This window comes from Pontibacter mangrovi (assembly GCF_006385705.1).
Classification (GTDB): Bacteria; Bacteroidota; Bacteroidia; order Cytophagales; family Hymenobacteraceae; genus Pontibacter; species Pontibacter mangrovi.
This window is the reverse complement of record NZ_VFRQ01000012.1, coordinates 1-17,221: the sequence shown is the minus strand read 5'-3', so window position 1 is coordinate 17,221 and position 17,221 is coordinate 1. Positions and strand designations below refer to the sequence as shown.

Genomic DNA, 17,221 nt, shown 5'->3' with positions numbered 1-17,221 from the left:
TACTTACAGCTCCAGCGTAAGGTGGACAAAGAACTCCTCAGGCGTCTGTCGGGTGATCAGCTCGTGCCTTTGCGGATAGAGCAGCTCCAAGCGCTGTTTCACGTTCTGTAACCCGATGCCGGATGCATGCTTCTCCGGGTCCTGCTCCTGCTTTTTATGGGTGCTGTTGTATACATCGAAGTACAGCCTGTGCGCGTCGCAGTGTAGGGATATCCTGACCCAGGACTTATGCTGCAGGCTGATGCCATGCTTGAAGGCATTCTCCACAAAGGGTATCAGCAGCATGGGCGCTATATACTTCTGGTCCAGGACCTCCTCAATGTTTGTTTCAATCAGGATGCCCGGTGAGGCAGAGGTACGGAGCATCTGCAGCTTCACGTAGTTTTCAAGGTATTCTGTTTCGCGTGAGAGCAAGATTTTTTGCTGCAGGTTCTCATGAAGCATAAAGCGCATCATATCGCCCAGCATCTGGATACCTTGAGCTGTACGCTCGCTGTTCTCTTGCAGGGCCGTGCCGTACAGCGTGTTCAGGGCGTTGAAGAGAAAGTGAGGGTTGATCTGCGAGCGCAGGAAATCCAGGTTAGCGGCAGAATTGCCCAGCTCTCTCTGCAGCACGTACACTTCCTCCCTTCCTTTTTGCTGGCGCCTATGCAACACCCAGGTAGCTGGCGCTGTAACAACCAGCTGAAACAAGGCATTGAAGAAGCTGATCCCAAACGCCGTGTCCCCATCATGCAGCATGGGCAGTAACAGTAAGGCTACCGGCAAAAAGGAAAGCGCAAGCACCAACAGGACCCTTACCTCATAATACAGGAAAGGGCGCCGTGCAGCTAGCGATTTAGGGATGAGCGCGTAAAAGGAAAAGAAGTATAGTAGGATCGCACTGAGCGAGACAATAGTCCAGATCGCGGTTAATTCCTCTCCGACATCAAATACAGCCAGGATGAACACGCTCACCAGCCATGCCATAAAGACGGTGATCACGTCCTGTGTCACCATACGGTACTTGGACTGAATGGCAGAGGAGTTGGAGAGCAGGTAAAGGCCCAAATATTTGATAAACGTGTAGAAACCGAACAGGAGCAACAGCCGCAGGGTATCCTGGAAGCTTCTTTGGAAGGTGTAATTCCAGAAGCCTTGCAAGGTGTCGAACCGGGTCTGCAGGTAAGCTTTGAAGTACGTGTCTGCGATACCAGTGACCACTCCGACAGCTACAAAGACGGCTATCATGAGCAGAATGTCCTGCCAGATGGCTTCTTTCCGCATCAGCCTGGGCGCCACCTTAAAGTTAAGAAGCAGGAAGGCCAGGTAAATGATCGTGAAGCGCACCAACTGCGGCCAGAAGAAATGCTCATAGTAGTGGTAAACCACGTTCGCATTCCTGAAATAGAACTCGTTCGGGCTGTAGTCGATGGAAAGTGAAAACAGCGCAAACACGAAAATAGTGGAAGCGGCCCAGAACTCTACCTTGTTCCGTTGGATAGGTTCGGCCACGATGTTTTTTATTGCCAGGTCATTCATGGATCAATGATAACAGAAAGCCTTATCGATGCCCAAAAAAAGTGATGAAGCGCCTAAAGTTTGTGATGAATAAGCCGTTTTTTTATCAACTGTGCTGCGGCGCCGTTCATAAGTAAATTTTTAGGCCATTTTGCCTGTTGCCCCATCCCCGGGATCTAAGGTGACTGGAATCTAGTGTTCATGAAGCTGACGCGTCCAAAATCAAAAAGAGCCGCTGAACTATGCTCAGTGGCTCTCTTACACATACTAAACTAACTTAATTATTTCTGTTCCTTTAGCAGCCTTTCCAGTAGCTCCACTTTCTCCCGCTCGATTTGTAAAAGGCGTTCATATAATTTCTTATTCTCTTCAATTGCTTCCATCAAGCTATCAATAGGATTAAAGTTAAATGTAGACTTAAAAGCTACAGAGGTAGAATTGTCATGACTATTAAAAGTAGTAGAAACAATATTAATAGCAGCTTCCTCATCAAAATTTTTAATTGCCTCAGCAGAGACACCAAGAGCCTTACCAATCTTTTCCAAGGTCACATCATCCACCTCCTCTTCCTGCTCGATGCGGGAGATGTTCTGCTGGGTAGTGCCCAGTTCGCTGGCTAAGGCGGATTGCTTCACTCCCAAAGCGGTCCGCATTCTTCTCACGTGGTCGCCCAGGTGAAGTGGTCGTCTTCTGGCTGCTGTTTCCATAGAAATAAGTTAGGAATAATATTTAATAAATCCAATTTTTATTTACTTGTATTTCACACGTTGCCAGTTGTTTAATACAAGCGTACCACATTTCATACAAGTGCCCATTCCTGCATCTTCGTGCTAGAGTAAGGCTGTACCCGATGCTAATATACAGCTTTCACACATAATACTTTCTGAATATTTACACCTGTTGCATTTCTCCTGCTCGCGCAGCTAACAGAGTACAGAAAAAAAGCCAAACCTGAAACCAGCCTCCCAGGAGGCGGAACTTAAAAAAATGGACGCAATCACATCGCATTCTTCCTGGCCAGTACGCCCGGCATGGACCAGAAGGTCAGGGAATACTTATGTGCCTGATGCGCAGCGTCTGATCCGCAAAGGAAGGAAAAAAGGTGCTGCTGCCCTACTCCTCGCCCTCTATGACATCTTTTATTTCCGAACCACTAAACCGCTTACCCTCTATGAAAACGCTTCAAAAGCTCTTCCGGCTCTACACACGCTACCTGACCTACCCAGAAAGAAGCAGCCGCTCCCACTATCGGAACAGGCCCTAACCACCCATAGTACCCTGGTACTTTGCCGATCCTGGATGCTCCTCATCTCCCCTCCGGAGTAAGCCTCACCCCTTCTCCACGTGTCGCCCTAACACCAGCTATACGAAGTATTTCAGGCGGGCAACCGCTTTGACTCCCTGACCTTCCCTCAGCCCCTACCAAGGGTTGACAGGAACCCTATTGCTCAACTAAAACTCAGATTACCTATGGCAAACGCATTTGAAAGCCCCAACACGCTGGCACCTTTGGACATCCTACAGGCCTTCTGCGCCCGCCACCCGGAAGAGGAGGTGCAGCTGGAGATCAGGCGCTGGTTTATCCTGGCCCTGAAGGCAAACTACGACGGCCTCTCCACCGTCCGCACCACTAGGCTCATCTCGTTCTACGAGCAGCTACGTACCGTAATCTCAGCGCTGTACCGGCTGGAAGATGATACCGCCACGCCTCCCTCCCTGGCCCTGGCACTCGAGGAGCTGAGCCTATACCTGACGCCCAACTGGACGCTGCTCGTGGCGCCTCCTGAATAAGCCATATCCAGACTCATGACGCTTACACATCAATTCCATCACTCACTTTTAAACCACTGATCATGAAACATTCCGTAGGATCATTCCATCCTCCAAAGACCATACTTTGCCTGTCCCTGCTCTGGCTCGTGCAGCTTTTCCTCGAGCCGGGCAAGGCCATTGCCCAGGCTCTTCCCACCCCTTCCGGACTTGCCGTAGGCGATCCGGTGCCGGATGTGAGCCTAACGAACATCCACAACGCCTCCTTCACAGAGGCCAGCCTTTCAGATTATAAAGGAAAGCTGCTCCTATTAGATTTCTGGGCTACCTGGTGCGCCCCCTGCGTCAAGTCTCTCCATAAGCTTGACTCCCTGCAGCAGCAATTTGGGGAGGACCTGGTGGTGTTACCTGTCACGGACGAGCCGCTGAGCAAAGTCGCTCCCTTCTGGCAGAAGCGTGGTTGGCGCCTGCCCACCGTTACCTCAGATACCGTGCTGCGCCGCCTCTTTCCACACCAGGCCATCCCCCACCAGGTATGGATCCGGGACGGCCGCGTACTGGCGATTACGGGAGGAGAATATGCCACAGCCGGGAACATCCGCGCTGCCCTTGCCGGCACCGGCTTTCAGTTCAAAACAAAACAGGAAGTCCGGCTGGAGAAGGACAAGCCGCTTTTTGTCAACGGCAACGGTGGCCCGGGCGAGCAACTTCTCTACCAATCGGCCCTCTCTTCCCGCCTGCCGGCTGACATTGGCGGCACCTCCCGCCGAAAGGACCGCATTTTGGCTTACAACGTTGCGCTGCCGGACCTGTACTTCGAAGCCTTCAGCGAGGTCTTCCGCTTTCACGACCAACACAACCGCCTGCTGCTGGAAGTATCCGACTCCATCCGCCAGCGCATCGTATGGGAGGGCTCCCCTACCTTAACAGGGGATTATGCTACCGATGCCCCTTTCTTGAACTGGATGGATGAGAACATGTACTGCTATAGCCTGGTCCTTCCGCAGGAACAGCCACGGGAAACGCTTAACGCCATCATGCTGGAGGACCTTAACCGCCTGTTCAGCCAGTACCTGGGCATCCGGGGCTCCCTGCAGCGCCGCAAGGTGGACTGCCTGGTGCTCGTGCGCACTTCCCGCAAAGACTTTCTCGCCAGCAAAGGAGGCAGCGAACAGCGTAGCGTTGATGCGCAAAAGTTTGAGCTATTAAACAAACCCTTCCGCCACCTGGTGAGCGCCCTGCAGTACGAGAACAAGCTGCAGCCCCTGCCTATCGTGGACGAGACCGGCTACACCGGCAACATCGACATCCGCCTGCCCCAGCCCCTCAGCGACCTGGACCAGGTACGGGAGGCCCTGCAAGACTATGGCCTGGACCTTCGCCCGGCGCGTCGCAAGCTCGACATGCTGGTGATCTCGGAGGTGGAACAGAAGTTCCATTCAAAATAGCCTTACCCTAAGGCCAGGCTAGGTCGATGGCTGAATGAAGCAATACCATTTCTAACCTTTATAAACTATAAAATCTGATGAAACGAAGTTTACCATTGTTGCTGCTGGCGCCAGCCTGCCTGTATGCGCAGCAGCGCCTGGAGGGCACGGTGCGCGCAGACAAAGACGGCATCCCTCTCGAAGGAGTCACCGTCCTGCTTAAAAGCGGGCGTGCCGGTACCACCACGGATGTGGGCGGCAATTTCTCGCTGCCTATCACCAGCCTGCCCGACACGCTGCTGGTAACTCTCCTGGGATTTGAACCGCGGGAGATGCCACTGCAGCGGCTTCCGGCCTCGCCCCTACAGCTGACCCTCGCCGAGCGCAACACCAACTTGCGGGAAGTGACCGTGGTCTCCACCGGCTACCAGGATATCCCGCAGGAAAGGGCCACCGGCTCCTTTACCCAGGTGGATCGGGAGCTGCTCACCCGAAGCACCGGCCAGGACGTCATCAGCCGCCTCGAAGGGGTGGCTAATAGTCTGGCCTTTGACCGCCGCGGCCTATACAGCGAACGCACCGACAGCAAGCCCGAGCTGCGCGTGCGGGGCCTGAGCACCCTCTACGCCAATACTGCGCCGCTGCTTGTCGTGGACAACTTCCCCTACGAAGGGGACATCGCCAACATCAACCCTAATGATGTGGAAAGTGTGACCATTTTAAAAGATGCCGCGGCCGCCTCTATCTGGGGGGCACGTGCCGGAAACGGGGTGATCGTCATCACCACCAAACGGGGACGCTATCACCAGACGCCGCAGGTATCCTTCCAAACCAATGTGCAACTTACGGAGAAGCCAGACCTGCACTACAACCGCAGCTTCCTGCCCGCCACCGACTTCATAGACATTGAGCGCATACTCTTTGAGCGGGGCTTCTACCCGGAGAATGATCGCAAGACGCTCTCTCCAGCTGTTGAAACCTGGATACAGGAGCGGGATGGGCAGCTCTCGGCAGCGGAAGCCAGCGCCCGCATCAACGCCATGCGCCAGGTAGACGTACGCGATGAGGCGCTCGAGCACCTCTACCGTCCGGCCCTGCACCAGCAGTATGCCCTCAACCTGAACGGCGGAAGCGACACATATCGCTATTACCTCTCCGCCGGCTATGACCGCGGGCTCTCCAGCCTGATTGGCAACGAAGACCGCCGTGTGACGCTCACAAGCCAAAACACCATACGTCCCCTGCCCAGACTGGAACTGACTGCCGGCCTGACCTACACCGGCCGTGAGGCAGAAGAGAACGGATTGGGCATCAGCGGGCTGAGCACCGCCGGCTGGACCAACATTTACCCCTATGCCCAACTGGCCGACGCCGAAGGCAATGCCCTGCCCATTGTGCGGGACTACCGCAACGCCTACATTAGCCGCGCAGCGGAAATAGGCCTGTTGGACTGGCAGTTCCGCCCCCTGGAGGAGATCCGGCTGCGGGACAAAACCAATACAGCGACGGAAACACGCCTGAACGGAAGCCTTGCCTATGCGCTATTACCGGGCCTGAAAGCCCGCGCCCTCTACCAATACCAGCACCAGAGCAACAGCACCACTGATTTGAATACTGTCGAGACCTATTACGCCCGCAACCTGATCAACCGTTTTACGCAACCCGATGGTACCCGCATCATTCCCCTAGGCGGCATTCTTTCCGAGTGGTCCGGCAGTCAGGCAGCTCATTCCGGGCGCTTGCAGCTCGATTATACGCATGAAGTGGGCAGGCAGGGCTACCTAAGCGCTTTGGGCGGCGCCGAAGTACGGCAGACACGCCAGATCAGCTACCCGGGCGCTATCCTCTATGGCTATAACCCGGAGGTGGCGCAGGGGCAGACCATGCTGGACTTTCGCTCCTTTCATAAGACCCTTCCCAGCTCCGGGGCCCGCATTCCCGCTCCCAGTACCCAGCGCAAGGAATTAACCGACCGTTTTCTTTCCTACTATGCCAACGCCTCTTATGTCTTCCGTGACCGCTATACCCTTTCAGCCAGCAGCCGCTGGGACGCTTCCAACCTCTATGGGGTGAAGACCAACCAGAAAGGCGTGCCGCTGTGGTCAGCGGGCCTGAGCTGGCTCATGAGCGAAGAGAACTTCCTGCAGCAGGACTGGCTCTCCCAACTCAAGCTGCGCGCCACCTACGGCCTGGCCGGCAACACCAATAAAAGCGTGACAGCCTATCCCACGATTTCCTACGTATCGGCAGATCCGCTAAGTCGCCTGCCTTTCGCCATCCTGCGCAGCGCGGGCAACCCGCAGCTGCGCTGGGAGAAGACCGCCACGCTCAATACGGGCATTGACTTTGGGTTCTTTCGCGACCGCATTACAGGCAGCCTGGAATACTACCGCAAGCAGGGCACAGACCTGCTCGGAGACGTGTTTATCGACCCGACCTCAGGCATTATCTCCGGGCCTAACGGCTTTGTGCGGAACCGGATCAATTATGCCGACGTGCTAACCACCGGCTGGGACCTGGCGCTCCGCTCCGACAACCTCAGCGGTGCCTTCGGCTGGCAAACGCACGTGCTGGCAAGCCACGTGCAGAGCCAAGTCACCGGCTATGAGGAAAGACAGCTCCCTGCCGTCAGCACCAACACCTATTTCTTTGCCAGCCCGCCCCCTATCGTGGGCAAACCTATTGCAGCCGTATACAGCTACCCCTGGCATGGTCTTTCCCCCGAGTCAGGCGACCCCCTTGTACCTGTTGACGGGCAGCTGGGCACCAATTACAGCGCCTACCAGCAGAGCCTGACGCCAGGGGACCTTGTCTACCATGGCAGCGCTATGCCTACCTGGTTTGGCAGCCTGCGCAACACCTTTACCTGGAAAGGCTTCTCGCTGAGCGCCAACCTGACATGGAAGGCAGGTTATTTTTTCCGCCGCAGCAGCATCGACTACAGCCAGCTGATTAATAGTGGAGTAGCCCATGTGGACTATCGGGATCGCTGGCAGCAGCTCGGGGACGAGGCCCGCACTCAGGTACCCTCCCTGCCAGTCTCCCTTAACTATAGCCGGGAGAGCTACCATACCTACAGCGAGATGCTCGTGGAGAAGGGAGACCATGTGCGGCTGCAGGACGTGAACCTCGCCTACACCTTTGCTGCACGGCAGCAAAAAGCCCTGCCCTTCCAGCAGCTGAAACTGTTTCTCTATGCCCGGGACCTGGGCATCCTCTGGCGGGCCAACGGCTATGGCCTGGACCCGGATTATGTGAATACTACCTATCCGCCGGCACGCAGCCTGTCTGCCGGCCTACAGTTAACCTTTTAGATCAAAAAAATGAAAAATAGAAATTTATGTACCTGGGTCTTATGCCTGCTGACCTTGGCTGCACTACCCTCCTGCGAAAAGGAGTTCCTCGAGCTCAAGCCCGATAAGACCCTGGTGGTGCCTACCACCCTGGAAGACCTGCAGGCCTTGCTGGACCACGGCGCTGTGATGAACACCGGCACCTCGCATGCGCTCGCTGAGTTCGGCTCCGATGACTACTACGTCTCTACGGCTACCTGGCAGCTGCTGCCCCGGCCCGAGGAGAAGAACGGTTACATCTGGGCTAAGGAGGTATATGAAGGCCAGCCGGTGAATGACTGGGACTATGCCTACCGCCGCATTCTCTACGCCAACACCGTGCTGGAGGGATTGGAGAAGCTCCAGCCCTCGCCCGCGCAGCAGGCGGCCTGGAGTCAGGCGAAAGGCATGGCCCTCTTCCACCGTGGCTGGGCATTTTTCCAGCTGGCGCAGCTCTTTGCCAAACCCTACGATGCAGCTACCGCAGCGCAGGATCCGGGCATCCCGCTCCGTCTCTCTGCCGACGTAGGAGCCGTGCCGACACGTCAGTCTGTGGCCGAGACCTACCGCCAGATCCTGGAGGACCTGCAAGCAGCCGAGGCCCTGCTGCCGGAACACGCCATCGTGCCACAGCGCCCGGGCAAGGCAGCCGCCCGCCAGGTGCTTGCCCGCACCTACCTGCAGCTGGGAGATTACCAGCAGGCGCTGACCTCCACGGAAGGTGCCCTACAGCTAAGCAGCACCCTGCTCGATTACAACACCCTGGACACCAGCGCCGCCTTCCCCTTCCCCACTCAGGGAGTTGGGAATCCGGAGATTGTCTTTTACAGCAACCAGTATGCGCTAGAGATCCTCTTTGCCGGACGCGTGCAGGTAGACTCGGTGCTGTACCAATCCTACGACACGCTGGACCTGCGCCGGCAGGCTTTCTTCTACTACGAAGGGGATAAACTCACCTTCAAGGGATCCTATGAGGGCTTTTATAGTTTATCCACGGCCCTTACCACCGGGGAACTGTATCTGACCAAAGCTGAGTGCCTGGCCCGGCTCGGCCAGCCCGAAGAGGCCCTGCATACGCTCAACCAGCTGCTTGCACGCCGCTATGAGGCGGGTGCTTTCGAGCCTCTCACTACGGATAACACCCCGGACGTGCTGGGCCGCATCCTGGAGGAGCGCAGGAAAGAGCTGCTTTTCCGGGGAGTGCGCTGGCAGGACCTGCGCCGCCTCAACAAAGACCCCCGCTTTGCCAAAACCCTGGTGCGTCACATAGACGGCAAGCGTTATGAATTGCCGCCCAACGACCCGCGCTATGTGTGGCCCATCCCGGACAATGTCGTGCAGGCCAGCGGTCTGCCTCAGAACCCCCGTTAACCTTTCACTTTTAGCCTATGCCTACTTTAAAAATTGTTTTTCCCCTTCTGTGCTGGCTGCTTCTTTCCGGAAGCATCCAGGCGCAAGGCCTCCAGCCGGTGCAGTGGACATTTCAGGCTGAACGCGTAGCGCCCCAAACTTATCAGGTCCTGCTCACAGCAACGATGGACAGCCCCTGGGCGATCTACTCACAGTATACCGCGAAGGGAGGCCTCCTGCCTACCACCATCACGTTTCATCCCAACCCCATGGTGCTGCCGCTGGGCAGCGCTGTGGAAAAGGGAATGGGCCAACTGAAGCAGGACAAGACCTTCGGCGTGGAGGTACACTACTACCGCCACACGGTCACGTTCGAGCAAAAAGTCCGGCTACGCAGCCCTGTCACGACAGCCCTTTCGGGCACGGTGGAATTTATGGCATGTGATACGACGCGCTGCCTTCCGCCCCAAACCATAGCGTTCACCATACCACTGGACTAAGATGCTGACCTGGATCTCTAAACCAATGCTCCCCCTCTTCCGGAAAAAGGGACTGCTCCTCCTGCTCTTTAGCCTCAGCCTGGTGACTGCCTCGGCCCAAAGCCCGGTGCAGTGGCAGGTATCAGCAGCAAAGCAGCCAGACAATAGTTACCTCCTGACCCTGCGCGGCACGATCCAGCCGGGCTGGCATCTGTACGCTGAAAGGGATGCAGCTCTGGGCCTGGAGGGCCCGCGCCTCACGACTGAGGACCCGCTTCTTACTCTGGAAACCCCGATCTCCTTGGTGCCGCCCGTGCGCCTGCAGGACCCGCTCCTGGAAAACAAATGGGTGAAGGTGTACCGCGATACCTTGGCGCTGGAGCAGCGCCTTTGCATACAGGGGCCCGTACCGACTTCCCTTTCCCTGACCCTCATCGGCTTTGCTGCCACGAAGGGTAGCTTCCTGCCGCTGCGGGAGGAGCTGCGCGTGACACTTCCGGATGGGCAGGAGCATAGCGCAGTCCTCTCGGGCAGTCTGCAGCTGGCTTCCCTGGACCTGTCGCGGGCTTCGGCCTGCGGGGAAACGGCTAGCAGCGACGGCTCAGTCCCTACCGTTTTTTTGCTAGGCTTCCTGGGAGGACTGCTGGCCCTGCTCACACCTTGTGTCTTTCCCATGGTGCCGCTGACCGTGACTTTCTTTACCAGCCGTTCCGAAGGCAGCCGGCAGGCACTCCGTCACGGTATGCTCTTTGGCCTCTGCATCCTGGTGATCTACCTGGCCTGCAGCCTCCCCTTTCACGTGCTTAATAGCGTGGAGCCGGGCATCCTCAACAGCCTCTCGACCAATGTGTGGGTGAACCTGCTTTTCTTTGCCGTCTTTGTGGGATTTGCCCTGTCGTTTTTCGGCGCATTTGAGCTCACGCTTCCAGGCAGGCTGACAAACAGGGCAGACGCCCAAGCAGGTCTGGGCAGCCTGGGCGGCATCTTTTTCCTGGCGCTCACCCTCGTGATGGTCTCCTTCTCCTGCACCGGACCGATCCTGGGCACCCTGCTGGTAGGCTCCCTTTCCTCGGACAGTGGCGCCTGGCAGCTGACCGCGGGCATGGCCGGATTCGGGCTGGCGCTCGCTTTGCCCTTTGCCTTGCTGGCCCTCTTTCCCGGATGGCTGCAGCGCCTGCCCCGCAGCGGGGGTTGGCTCAGCACAATGAAGAAATCGCTGGCCTTTGTGGAGCTAGCCCTGGCACTCAAGTTCCTGAGCAATGCAGACCTGGTAGCCCAATGGGGACTGCTTAAGCGCGAAGTTTTTCTCGGGCTATGGCTTCTGCTGGCGGTGGGACTTGGTCTTTACCTGCTAGGAATCCTGCGCATTCCCGGTGAGCCGCGCGGGCAGGGGATTGAGCGGATGCGACGGTTCGTCGGAGTGCTGGCCCTGCTCTTCGCGCTCTACCTGGCCCCGGGCCTGGGCAATATACCCCAAGGCAGCCTGCACCTGCTGAGTGGGTTTCTCCCGCCCTGGAGTTACAGCCTCTATAGTCGTGGAGGTTTCCAGGCGAACATGCATGGGACTGTTCAAACGCAGGTAGTGAACGACCTCTACGGGGCCCTCCAATTGGCCAGGGAGCAGCACAAGCCGCTGCTGCTCGACTTCACCGGCTATGCCTGCGTGAACTGCCGCAAGATGGAGGAGCAGGTGTGGACAGCGCCCGCCGTAGCACGGCTGCTCCGGGAGGAGGTGATCCTTGTGTCCCTCTATGTAGACGACCGCCAGTCACTGCCGCTCACGGAGCGCTTCCCCTATACAGGCCCCGATGGGAGCACGAAGGAAATTCGCACCGTGGGAGACAAGTGGGCTACCTTCCAGGCTATTAATTTCGGGCAGGTGACCCAGCCCCTCTACGTGCTTCTAAGCCCGGACATGCAGCTGCTCAACCAGCCTATCGGGTATACCCCTGAGGAGGATGCGTATGCCGACTGGCTGCGCTGCGGCTTGTCCGCCCTGGACAGGCAGGCCGCTGAGACCAGCCTGCAACAACATGATGAGGAACCGGCGCCCGCTGCCCTGTTCCCATGAAATAAAAATGTGTTGGTGTTTGTGTTGGCTGCGGAGGCTGGTCTGGTACTGGCCTCCCTGCTTTCCCCTTCACCAGCCCTGTAAGAAAGTTTAAGGTGAGTTTGGTTGTTAAGGCGTCCTGGTTTTGCCGGGGCGCCTTTTCCATGCCCACGCTTCTGATAAGCTTTGTCTCCAAAGCAAAACAGGTACTCCAGAGAGTAGCGTCTACTGCCCAAAGTACCTGCCTGTTGACCGGTTTAGCCCTTAGAACTGTCGATGGGCTTTGGCTATCACCTGATCATTGGCCTCTGCCTCGGAGACCGTCTGCGGGATTGGCTCATTTTCATCCAGCTGCAGCTGCACCATGCACAGCCTGTTGGTGTAGAGCGTGCTGCAATCCCCGCCAGGGCCTGAAGTCGGGCTGCCAATGGCGTCCCCTTCTACCAGGTACCATCCGGACTGAAGCGTGGCTGGTGCACTGAAGGCCATTGTGCCGGCGGCCATCAAGACAGCGGCCAGCGCCAGGAAATTTACTTTTAGCTTTTTCATAATGCGAAAAATTAAAATTGAGAAATTAATTTATTGGCCGCCACTTTGGTAGGCCGCCGCACCTGAAGAGGCAGCTCTCCCGATCCCCCCCCTTCTTCTTTGCTTCTTGCACAGGTACAGTCCACAAACCGCCAACGCGGTGAACAGCAGGTTGAACACCAGGTGCTCTCCCCACCCCAGCTGGCTGAGCACTCCCCCGCAGGCGCAAGGCAGCTCCTGCCATACGCCCAGCACGGCCAGGCCCACATAGCACGAAAACAGAAGCAGCAGCCCCAGCGAAAGCCAAAGGCCTGCTGCCTGCGATGGCCGGAAAACCAGCAGGCCCGCAGCAATAAGTTCCATGGCGGGTAGTGCCCATACCAGGTAGGGTGCGAGCCAGACAGGCAGAGGCTGGCGTAGTAACTGCATGTAGAACACCTCTACTTCCTGCAGCTTGCTCACGGCCGCGTATACCCACAGCAGCAGCAAAGCCAGCCTGATCCACCTCAGGTAAGATTTCGTTCGCTTCATAAGTTACCTGCTAAGAGTTTTTTTTTGACAGCTCCCAAGGCGCTATAGCAGCATTGGTGCATCCCTTGCTACAACGCCGACTAGTTGAAAGCTTTATATAAAGGTAGCGGGTAAGGTGGGCTAAATACTTTACCTTATGTTAGGAAATGAATGATGAAAGGATAGGAAAAGACTGAACCTAGGATGTGCCTTGCAGCAGCTTATGGGTGACCATTTTAGCGGAGGAGCCTGCTCAGCGACTGGGGCGTCACGCCCAGGCACGAGGCGATCACCTCCTTGGATACTTTCTGTTCAATGCGCGGATGTGTCTGCAGCAGGTCCAGGTAGCGCTCCCAGGCTGAGCGCGTGAACAGGTCCTTATGAAAAAGGCGCAATATTGGAGTACCAGCCACCGCAGCAGGGTTTCTAGGGCGGGCTGTTGCTCAGCCAGCACTGTCAATTGTTGGTAAGGTAAGGAAACGATAGGAGCTCGCTCCCGGGCCTGACCTCCAGGTATAGGTCAAATGGCTGCCGGAAGAAGAGGAGTAGTGGTGGTAGTAGAAGTGATTTTCATTTTTGACCTCCCCCCGGAAAACCGAACCGTTATAAAGTAGAGAAAACGGGCAATTTGTCGTATTAAAACAAAACGAATTGCCATGAAAAGATCAAAATTTACGGAGGCGCAGATCATCTTCGCCATCAAGCAGTCAGAGACAGGTGTTTCTGTCGCAGAAGTGTGCCGCAAGATGGGCGTATCAGAGGCCACCTTCTACAACTGGAAGAAGAAATACGGTGGTTTAGGAGTGTCAGAGCTCAGGAAACTGCGGCAACTGGAGGAGGAAAACCGGCACCTAAAGCAGCTGGTGGCAGACCTGAGCCTGGACAAGCAAATGCTGCAGGACGTACTGAAAAAAAAGGTACTGTCTTAAAAGTCAAGCATTTTAGTTGATTTTTTCTTATCTTTCCCTTACCTGAAAGAGAGCTCCCGGGCCGACAGGTACTGGATGCTTATCTTGTGTAGCCCTGGCCACTGCCGGGGCTACTGTGCTTCTGTCAGCTGCGCTGACACCTGAAAGAGAGGCTCCGGCCTCCAGGCTTTGGATGCCCTCTTCTGTTTGCTGCTGGTATCTGTCCTCCTGCCAAGCCTCATCTCTCTTCCACAAAGTATAGATGAGAGCCAACAGCTTTTTCTGCACGGCCACGTAAGCCACCATCTTCTTTTTCCCCTTCCCCGTCAGGCGCTCATAAAGCGCACGGCAAACCGGCACGTTTCGGCTCACCGCATTGAAGGCGGGCATGTGCAGTATCCTCCTGATATGGCTGTTGCCCTGCTTGGAGATCTTGGTCTTGCCGCTCCGTTTCCCCGACTGGTTCTCCACCACGTCATATCCGGCGTAGCTGGTGAGCTGCTTCTGGCTGGTGAAGAGGGCAAAGCCATTGGTCTCGGCGATGACGGTGGCCGCCGTCAGCAGCCCCACTCCCTTGATGGTGGTGACCTTCCCTACTTTGGCCTTGAGCAAAGCATCACTCTCAATGGTGGCCCTTATTTCCTGCTGGATAACCTGTAGCTGTGCCTCATACAGCTGGAGTGTCTTCCGGAGCCTTTTTACGGTACTCTTGCTCTCCAGCATGGAATGCGACTCGGCATGGAGGCGGTTGTTAGCCTCGGTGCGCATCTGCTGGACCTGCTCATGTTCCCGCGTGAGCTTACGCAACAAAAAGAGCTGCCGGCTCATGGGCTGCCAGGGCTCCAGTTGTCTTTCAGCGCCCATATGGGCCAGGGCTCTGGCGTCTAGCTTATCGTTCTTGGACTTGTGGCCCAGGCTCTGGGTATACTGCTTGGCTCTGTTTGGCAGCACTACCACCACTTTCCGGCCCGCCTGATACAGACTCCAAGCCAGGTTCTCATAGTATACCCCGGTAGCCTCCATGACCACGGCCAACTCCACTTGGAGATTCTCCCACTTGCTCACCCACCTGCCAAACTCAGCAAAGCCTTTTGAGGTGTTAGCGAACTTGCGAGTGGCTTTCACCACCACCCGGTGCTCGGAGGTGAGCACCGAGAAGCAGGCGTCAAACTTGTCTTTGGCGATGTCGGCGCTTACTGATTGCTTGATGATCTTCATGGCCTGTGATGTTAAGAGATGTAAAAAAGACTTGAAACCGATGCTCTTCCCAAAACTTTTCTCATGGTCTTATGCAAGATCATCCCTTGAGGCGAGATGTCTGTAAGTACTGTTCAGCTTCAGGGAAGCAGCAGGCAGGTGGAACTCCCTTTTTTTCAGTATCACCCATGGTGTACTTGCTCTGAGGTATTTTTGCCATCCTGCCTGTGGTTCCTTACCTGTTTTACTTGTATTCTTTCTGAATGATTCTAAGATATGAGTTCTGAGGCCAGCCCAGCTCAAGGCGCTGGCCGTGACGTTGCTGACTGATTACCGGGTTTCCATCCACCGGGCTTGCCGTGTGGTGATGTTCCACCGCTCAGGCTGGTACTATAAGGCACAAGGGAAAGAAAGGGACTTGGTGTTGCGGGCGCGCATGCGCCAGATCGCCCAGACGAGGGTGCGCTACGGCATGTGGCGGATTTACACGCTGCTGCGCCGGGAAGGCTGGCCGGACAACCACAAGCGCGTCCACCGGCTCTATAAGCTGGAAGGGCTAAACCTGAGAAGCCTGCGGCCCCGACGCTGCCGGGCCGCTGCCCACCGGTTGGAACAAGTCCCCGCCACGAATCTGCCTGCTGGAGCATGGACTTCGTGGCTGACCAGCTCTTCGACGGCCGCAAATTCCGCGGCTTAACTGTAGTCGATAATTATAGCCGCCAATGCCTGGCCATCGAGGTGGACCAGGGCATCAAAGGGGAGCAGGTGGTGGCCGTGATGGAGCGGCTGAAGCAACAACACGGCAGGGTGCCGGAGCGTATCAAAGTGGATAACGGCAGCGAGTTTATCTCCAAGGCACTGGACCGGTGGGCTTATGACAACAAAGTAACTTTGGACTTCTCCAGGCCCGGCAAACCGACGGATAACGCCTTTATCGAGTCCTTCAATGGCAGCTTTCGGGATGAGTGCCTGAACGTGAACTGGTTCCTCTCACTGGAAGACGCAAGGGGGAAAATCGAGGCTTGGCGGCAGGAGTATAACTGTTTCCGCCCCCACAGTTCATTGGGTGACAAAACGCCGGAAGAGTGGATAAAAGAGAATATAGAGAAACCCGAATCCTCTACTTTAGCGCTGTCCTAAAATTGGGAGGGGCTCATTTTGTTGAAAACTCAACTTCCAAACGGTTCTAAAGCTGGGGAGCCGACAGAGGCACCAGCCGAAGTATACCTTATGTGCCGTGTTGGGGAGAGCTTTTCTTATTTTAGTTTATTCACGTGAACTTCTAAAAACCCAATGCCAGTATCTTCCACTTCTTCCAAATACCCTTTTCTGATAATGAAAGAGGTTTGGGTTATGTATCCACTCTGCTTTGGACTGTCGGTGGCAATTATAAAGAGAGTATCTGATTTCAGTTCGTAAGTACCAGATGATTTCACTTCTCTGAATCCACCTATTTCAAAAGTATTGTCTTCATAAAGCTTCAATAGGATTCCACCGATTGGCGCTTCTCTGGAAGCAACTAAAACTTCTTCTTTATTTCTAAAATTGTAAGAGAAGAATAGTTCTTCAACTACTAACAGTAAGCCTAATGATAAGACTGCTGTAGCAAAAGAGATAGCTGCATTTCTTAATCGTGCTTTTCTTCTTTTTATCAAATAGCCCACTAAAAAGACAACAGTGAGTAAAAGGCAAACAGCCATTATTAACACTGCAATTATTGAAGCGATTTCCATACTTTAAGTTTACCCCAACTATAGTATATAAGACAACATACGTTTATCTGCACTATGGTCGTAGTTGCTGCGGCGTGCTTTCGCTCTTCTTTGCAGCCTGGACTTGGTTCCTGGGATTGAAGTGCGCAGGTGTTTATATATTTAAGCTAATATAGGTGATTGCTATATATTATTCAACAGGCTGACGATTTTATCCAATACGTGGGAGGTGATGTGGGTGTAGATCTCCATGGTCTTGCTGGACCGATGGCCTAGCAGTACCTGGATGTAACGCAGATCCGTGCCTGCTCCAAAAGATGCGCGCTAAAGGGTGTAAAAAAGAAAGGGCCCCTTTCCGCGTGGGAAGGGGCCCTTCTTGTTGGGGTTGGCGGCCACCTACTCTCCCGGGTGTGACCCCAGTACCATCGGCGCGCCCGGGCTTAACTGCTCTGTTCGGA

The 17,221-nt window shown here is 55.5% G+C and carries 13 protein-coding genes, 1 rRNA gene and 2 pseudogenes; 8 read left to right on the top strand and 8 right to left on the bottom strand.

The genetic code is table 11. The annotated features are described in order from the left end of the window. Positions 1-3 precede the first annotated feature (3 nt). Both FJM65_RS17775 and FJM65_RS17770 read right to left on the bottom strand, forming a co-directional pair. Positions 4-1,521 (bottom strand): sensor histidine kinase, encoded by a 1,518-nt coding sequence (locus FJM65_RS17775; RefSeq protein WP_140623201.1) that lies wholly within the window; start codon positions 1,519-1,521, stop codon positions 4-6. Positions 1,522-1,781: 260 nt separating this feature from the next. Beyond that, positions 1,782-2,207 carry a helix-turn-helix domain-containing protein gene (locus FJM65_RS17770; RefSeq protein WP_140623199.1) on the bottom strand — a complete coding sequence of 142 codons (426 nt, stop codon included), beginning with the start codon at positions 2,205-2,207 and terminating at the stop codon, positions 1,782-1,784. Between the two features lie 763 nt (positions 2,208-2,970). Between FJM65_RS17770 and FJM65_RS17765 the strand changes: the two genes are divergently transcribed. The 6 genes from FJM65_RS17765 to FJM65_RS17740 all read left to right on the top strand — a co-directional run bounded on the left by FJM65_RS17765 (position 2,971) and on the right by FJM65_RS17740 (position 11,929). After that, positions 2,971-3,291, top strand: coding sequence for a hypothetical protein (locus tag FJM65_RS17765; RefSeq protein WP_140623197.1), 321 nt, complete (start codon positions 2,971-2,973; stop codon positions 3,289-3,291). A gap of 62 nt (positions 3,292-3,353) precedes the next feature. Next, positions 3,354-4,718: a TlpA disulfide reductase family protein gene (locus tag FJM65_RS17760; RefSeq protein WP_140623195.1), complete on the top strand. Its 1,365-nt coding sequence runs from the start codon at positions 3,354-3,356 to the stop codon at positions 4,716-4,718. Positions 4,719-4,795: 77 nt separating this feature from the next. Then, positions 4,796-8,011: a SusC/RagA family TonB-linked outer membrane protein gene (locus tag FJM65_RS17755; RefSeq protein WP_140623193.1), complete on the top strand. Its 3,216-nt coding sequence runs from the start codon at positions 4,796-4,798 to the stop codon at positions 8,009-8,011. A gap of 54 nt (positions 8,012-8,065) precedes the next feature. Beyond that, on the top strand, positions 8,066-9,400 hold the full coding sequence (locus tag FJM65_RS17750) for a RagB/SusD family nutrient uptake outer membrane protein (protein WP_181163772.1): 1,335 nt from the start codon (positions 8,066-8,068) through the stop codon (positions 9,398-9,400). A gap of 17 nt (positions 9,401-9,417) precedes the next feature. Then, entirely contained in the window at positions 9,418-9,879 is a 462-nt protein-coding gene (locus FJM65_RS17745; RefSeq protein WP_140623189.1) for a protein-disulfide reductase DsbD domain-containing protein, read from the top strand. A 1-nt stretch (position 9,880) separates the two neighbouring features. Beyond that, positions 9,881-11,929, top strand: coding sequence for a protein-disulfide reductase DsbD family protein (locus tag FJM65_RS17740; RefSeq protein WP_140623187.1), 2,049 nt, complete (start codon positions 9,881-9,883; stop codon positions 11,927-11,929). A 243-nt stretch (positions 11,930-12,172) separates the two neighbouring features. Here the strand turns inward: FJM65_RS17740 and FJM65_RS17735 are convergent, their stop codons facing one another. The 3 genes from FJM65_RS17735 to FJM65_RS17725 all read right to left on the bottom strand — a co-directional run bounded on the left by FJM65_RS17735 (position 12,173) and on the right by FJM65_RS17725 (position 13,359). Then, positions 12,173-12,457 (bottom strand): hypothetical protein, encoded by a 285-nt coding sequence (locus FJM65_RS17735; protein ID WP_140623184.1) that lies wholly within the window; start codon positions 12,455-12,457, stop codon positions 12,173-12,175. A gap of 30 nt (positions 12,458-12,487) precedes the next feature. Further along, on the bottom strand, positions 12,488-12,967 hold the full coding sequence (locus tag FJM65_RS17730; protein WP_140623182.1) for a MauE/DoxX family redox-associated membrane protein: 480 nt from the start codon (positions 12,965-12,967) through the stop codon (positions 12,488-12,490). Positions 12,968-13,182: 215 nt separating this feature from the next. After that, the gene (locus FJM65_RS17725; protein ID WP_140623180.1) at positions 13,183-13,359 is read right to left on the bottom strand and encodes a winged helix-turn-helix domain-containing protein; all 177 of its coding nucleotides are present in this window, start codon (positions 13,357-13,359) and stop codon (positions 13,183-13,185) included. Between the two features lie 243 nt (positions 13,360-13,602). Between FJM65_RS17725 and FJM65_RS17720 the strand changes: the two are divergent. After that, positions 13,603-13,869 (top strand): annotated as a pseudogene (locus FJM65_RS17720) (transposase); the annotation flags it as partial. Positions 13,870-13,902: 33 nt separating this feature from the next. Here the strand turns inward: FJM65_RS17720 and FJM65_RS17715 are convergent. Further along, positions 13,903-15,072 carry an IS110 family RNA-guided transposase gene (locus FJM65_RS17715; RefSeq protein ID WP_140623178.1) on the bottom strand — a complete coding sequence of 390 codons (1,170 nt, stop codon included), beginning with the start codon at positions 15,070-15,072 and terminating at the stop codon, positions 13,903-13,905. 262 nt (positions 15,073-15,334) lie between these two features. On the opposite strand from FJM65_RS17715, the pseudogene FJM65_RS21570 reads away from it, so the two are divergent. Next, positions 15,335-16,191: pseudogene (locus tag FJM65_RS21570) on the top strand (IS3 family transposase); the annotation flags it as partial. 116 nt (positions 16,192-16,307) lie between these two features. Here the strand turns inward: FJM65_RS21570 and FJM65_RS17700 are convergent. Both FJM65_RS17700 and rrf read right to left on the bottom strand, forming a co-directional pair. Next, positions 16,308-16,784 (bottom strand): hypothetical protein, encoded by a 477-nt coding sequence (locus FJM65_RS17700; protein WP_140623171.1) that lies wholly within the window; start codon positions 16,782-16,784, stop codon positions 16,308-16,310. A 362-nt stretch (positions 16,785-17,146) separates the two neighbouring features. After that, positions 17,147-17,221, bottom strand: a 5S ribosomal RNA gene (gene rrf, locus FJM65_RS21815); the annotation flags it as partial.

Bases quoted from the DNA above. Each gene is read 5' to 3' on its own strand.
- FJM65_RS17700 (WP_140623171.1), bottom strand. From the start codon at position 16,784: ATGGAAATCGCTTCAATAATTGCAGTGTTAATAATGGCTGTTTGCCTT.
- FJM65_RS17735 (WP_140623184.1), bottom strand. From the start codon at position 12,457: ATGAAAAAGCTAAAAGTAAATTTCCTGGCGCTGGCCGCTGTCTTGATG.
- FJM65_RS17730 (WP_140623182.1), bottom strand. From the start codon at position 12,967: ATGAAGCGAACGAAATCTTACCTGAGGTGGATCAGGCTGGCTTTGCTG.
- FJM65_RS17765 (WP_140623197.1), top strand. From the start codon at position 2,971: ATGGCAAACGCATTTGAAAGCCCCAACACGCTGGCACCTTTGGACATC.
- FJM65_RS17740 (WP_140623187.1), top strand. From the start codon at position 9,881: ATGCTGACCTGGATCTCTAAACCAATGCTCCCCCTCTTCCGGAAAAAG.
- FJM65_RS17770 (WP_140623199.1), bottom strand. From the start codon at position 2,207: ATGGAAACAGCAGCCAGAAGACGACCACTTCACCTGGGCGACCACGTG.
- FJM65_RS17755 (WP_140623193.1), top strand. From the start codon at position 4,796: ATGAAACGAAGTTTACCATTGTTGCTGCTGGCGCCAGCCTGCCTGTAT.
- FJM65_RS17760 (WP_140623195.1), top strand. From the start codon at position 3,354: ATGAAACATTCCGTAGGATCATTCCATCCTCCAAAGACCATACTTTGC.
- FJM65_RS17745 (WP_140623189.1), top strand. From the start codon at position 9,418: ATGCCTACTTTAAAAATTGTTTTTCCCCTTCTGTGCTGGCTGCTTCTT.
- FJM65_RS17775 (WP_140623201.1), bottom strand. From the start codon at position 1,521: ATGAATGACCTGGCAATAAAAAACATCGTGGCCGAACCTATCCAACGG.
- FJM65_RS17715 (WP_140623178.1), bottom strand. From the start codon at position 15,072: ATGAAGATCATCAAGCAATCAGTAAGCGCCGACATCGCCAAAGACAAG.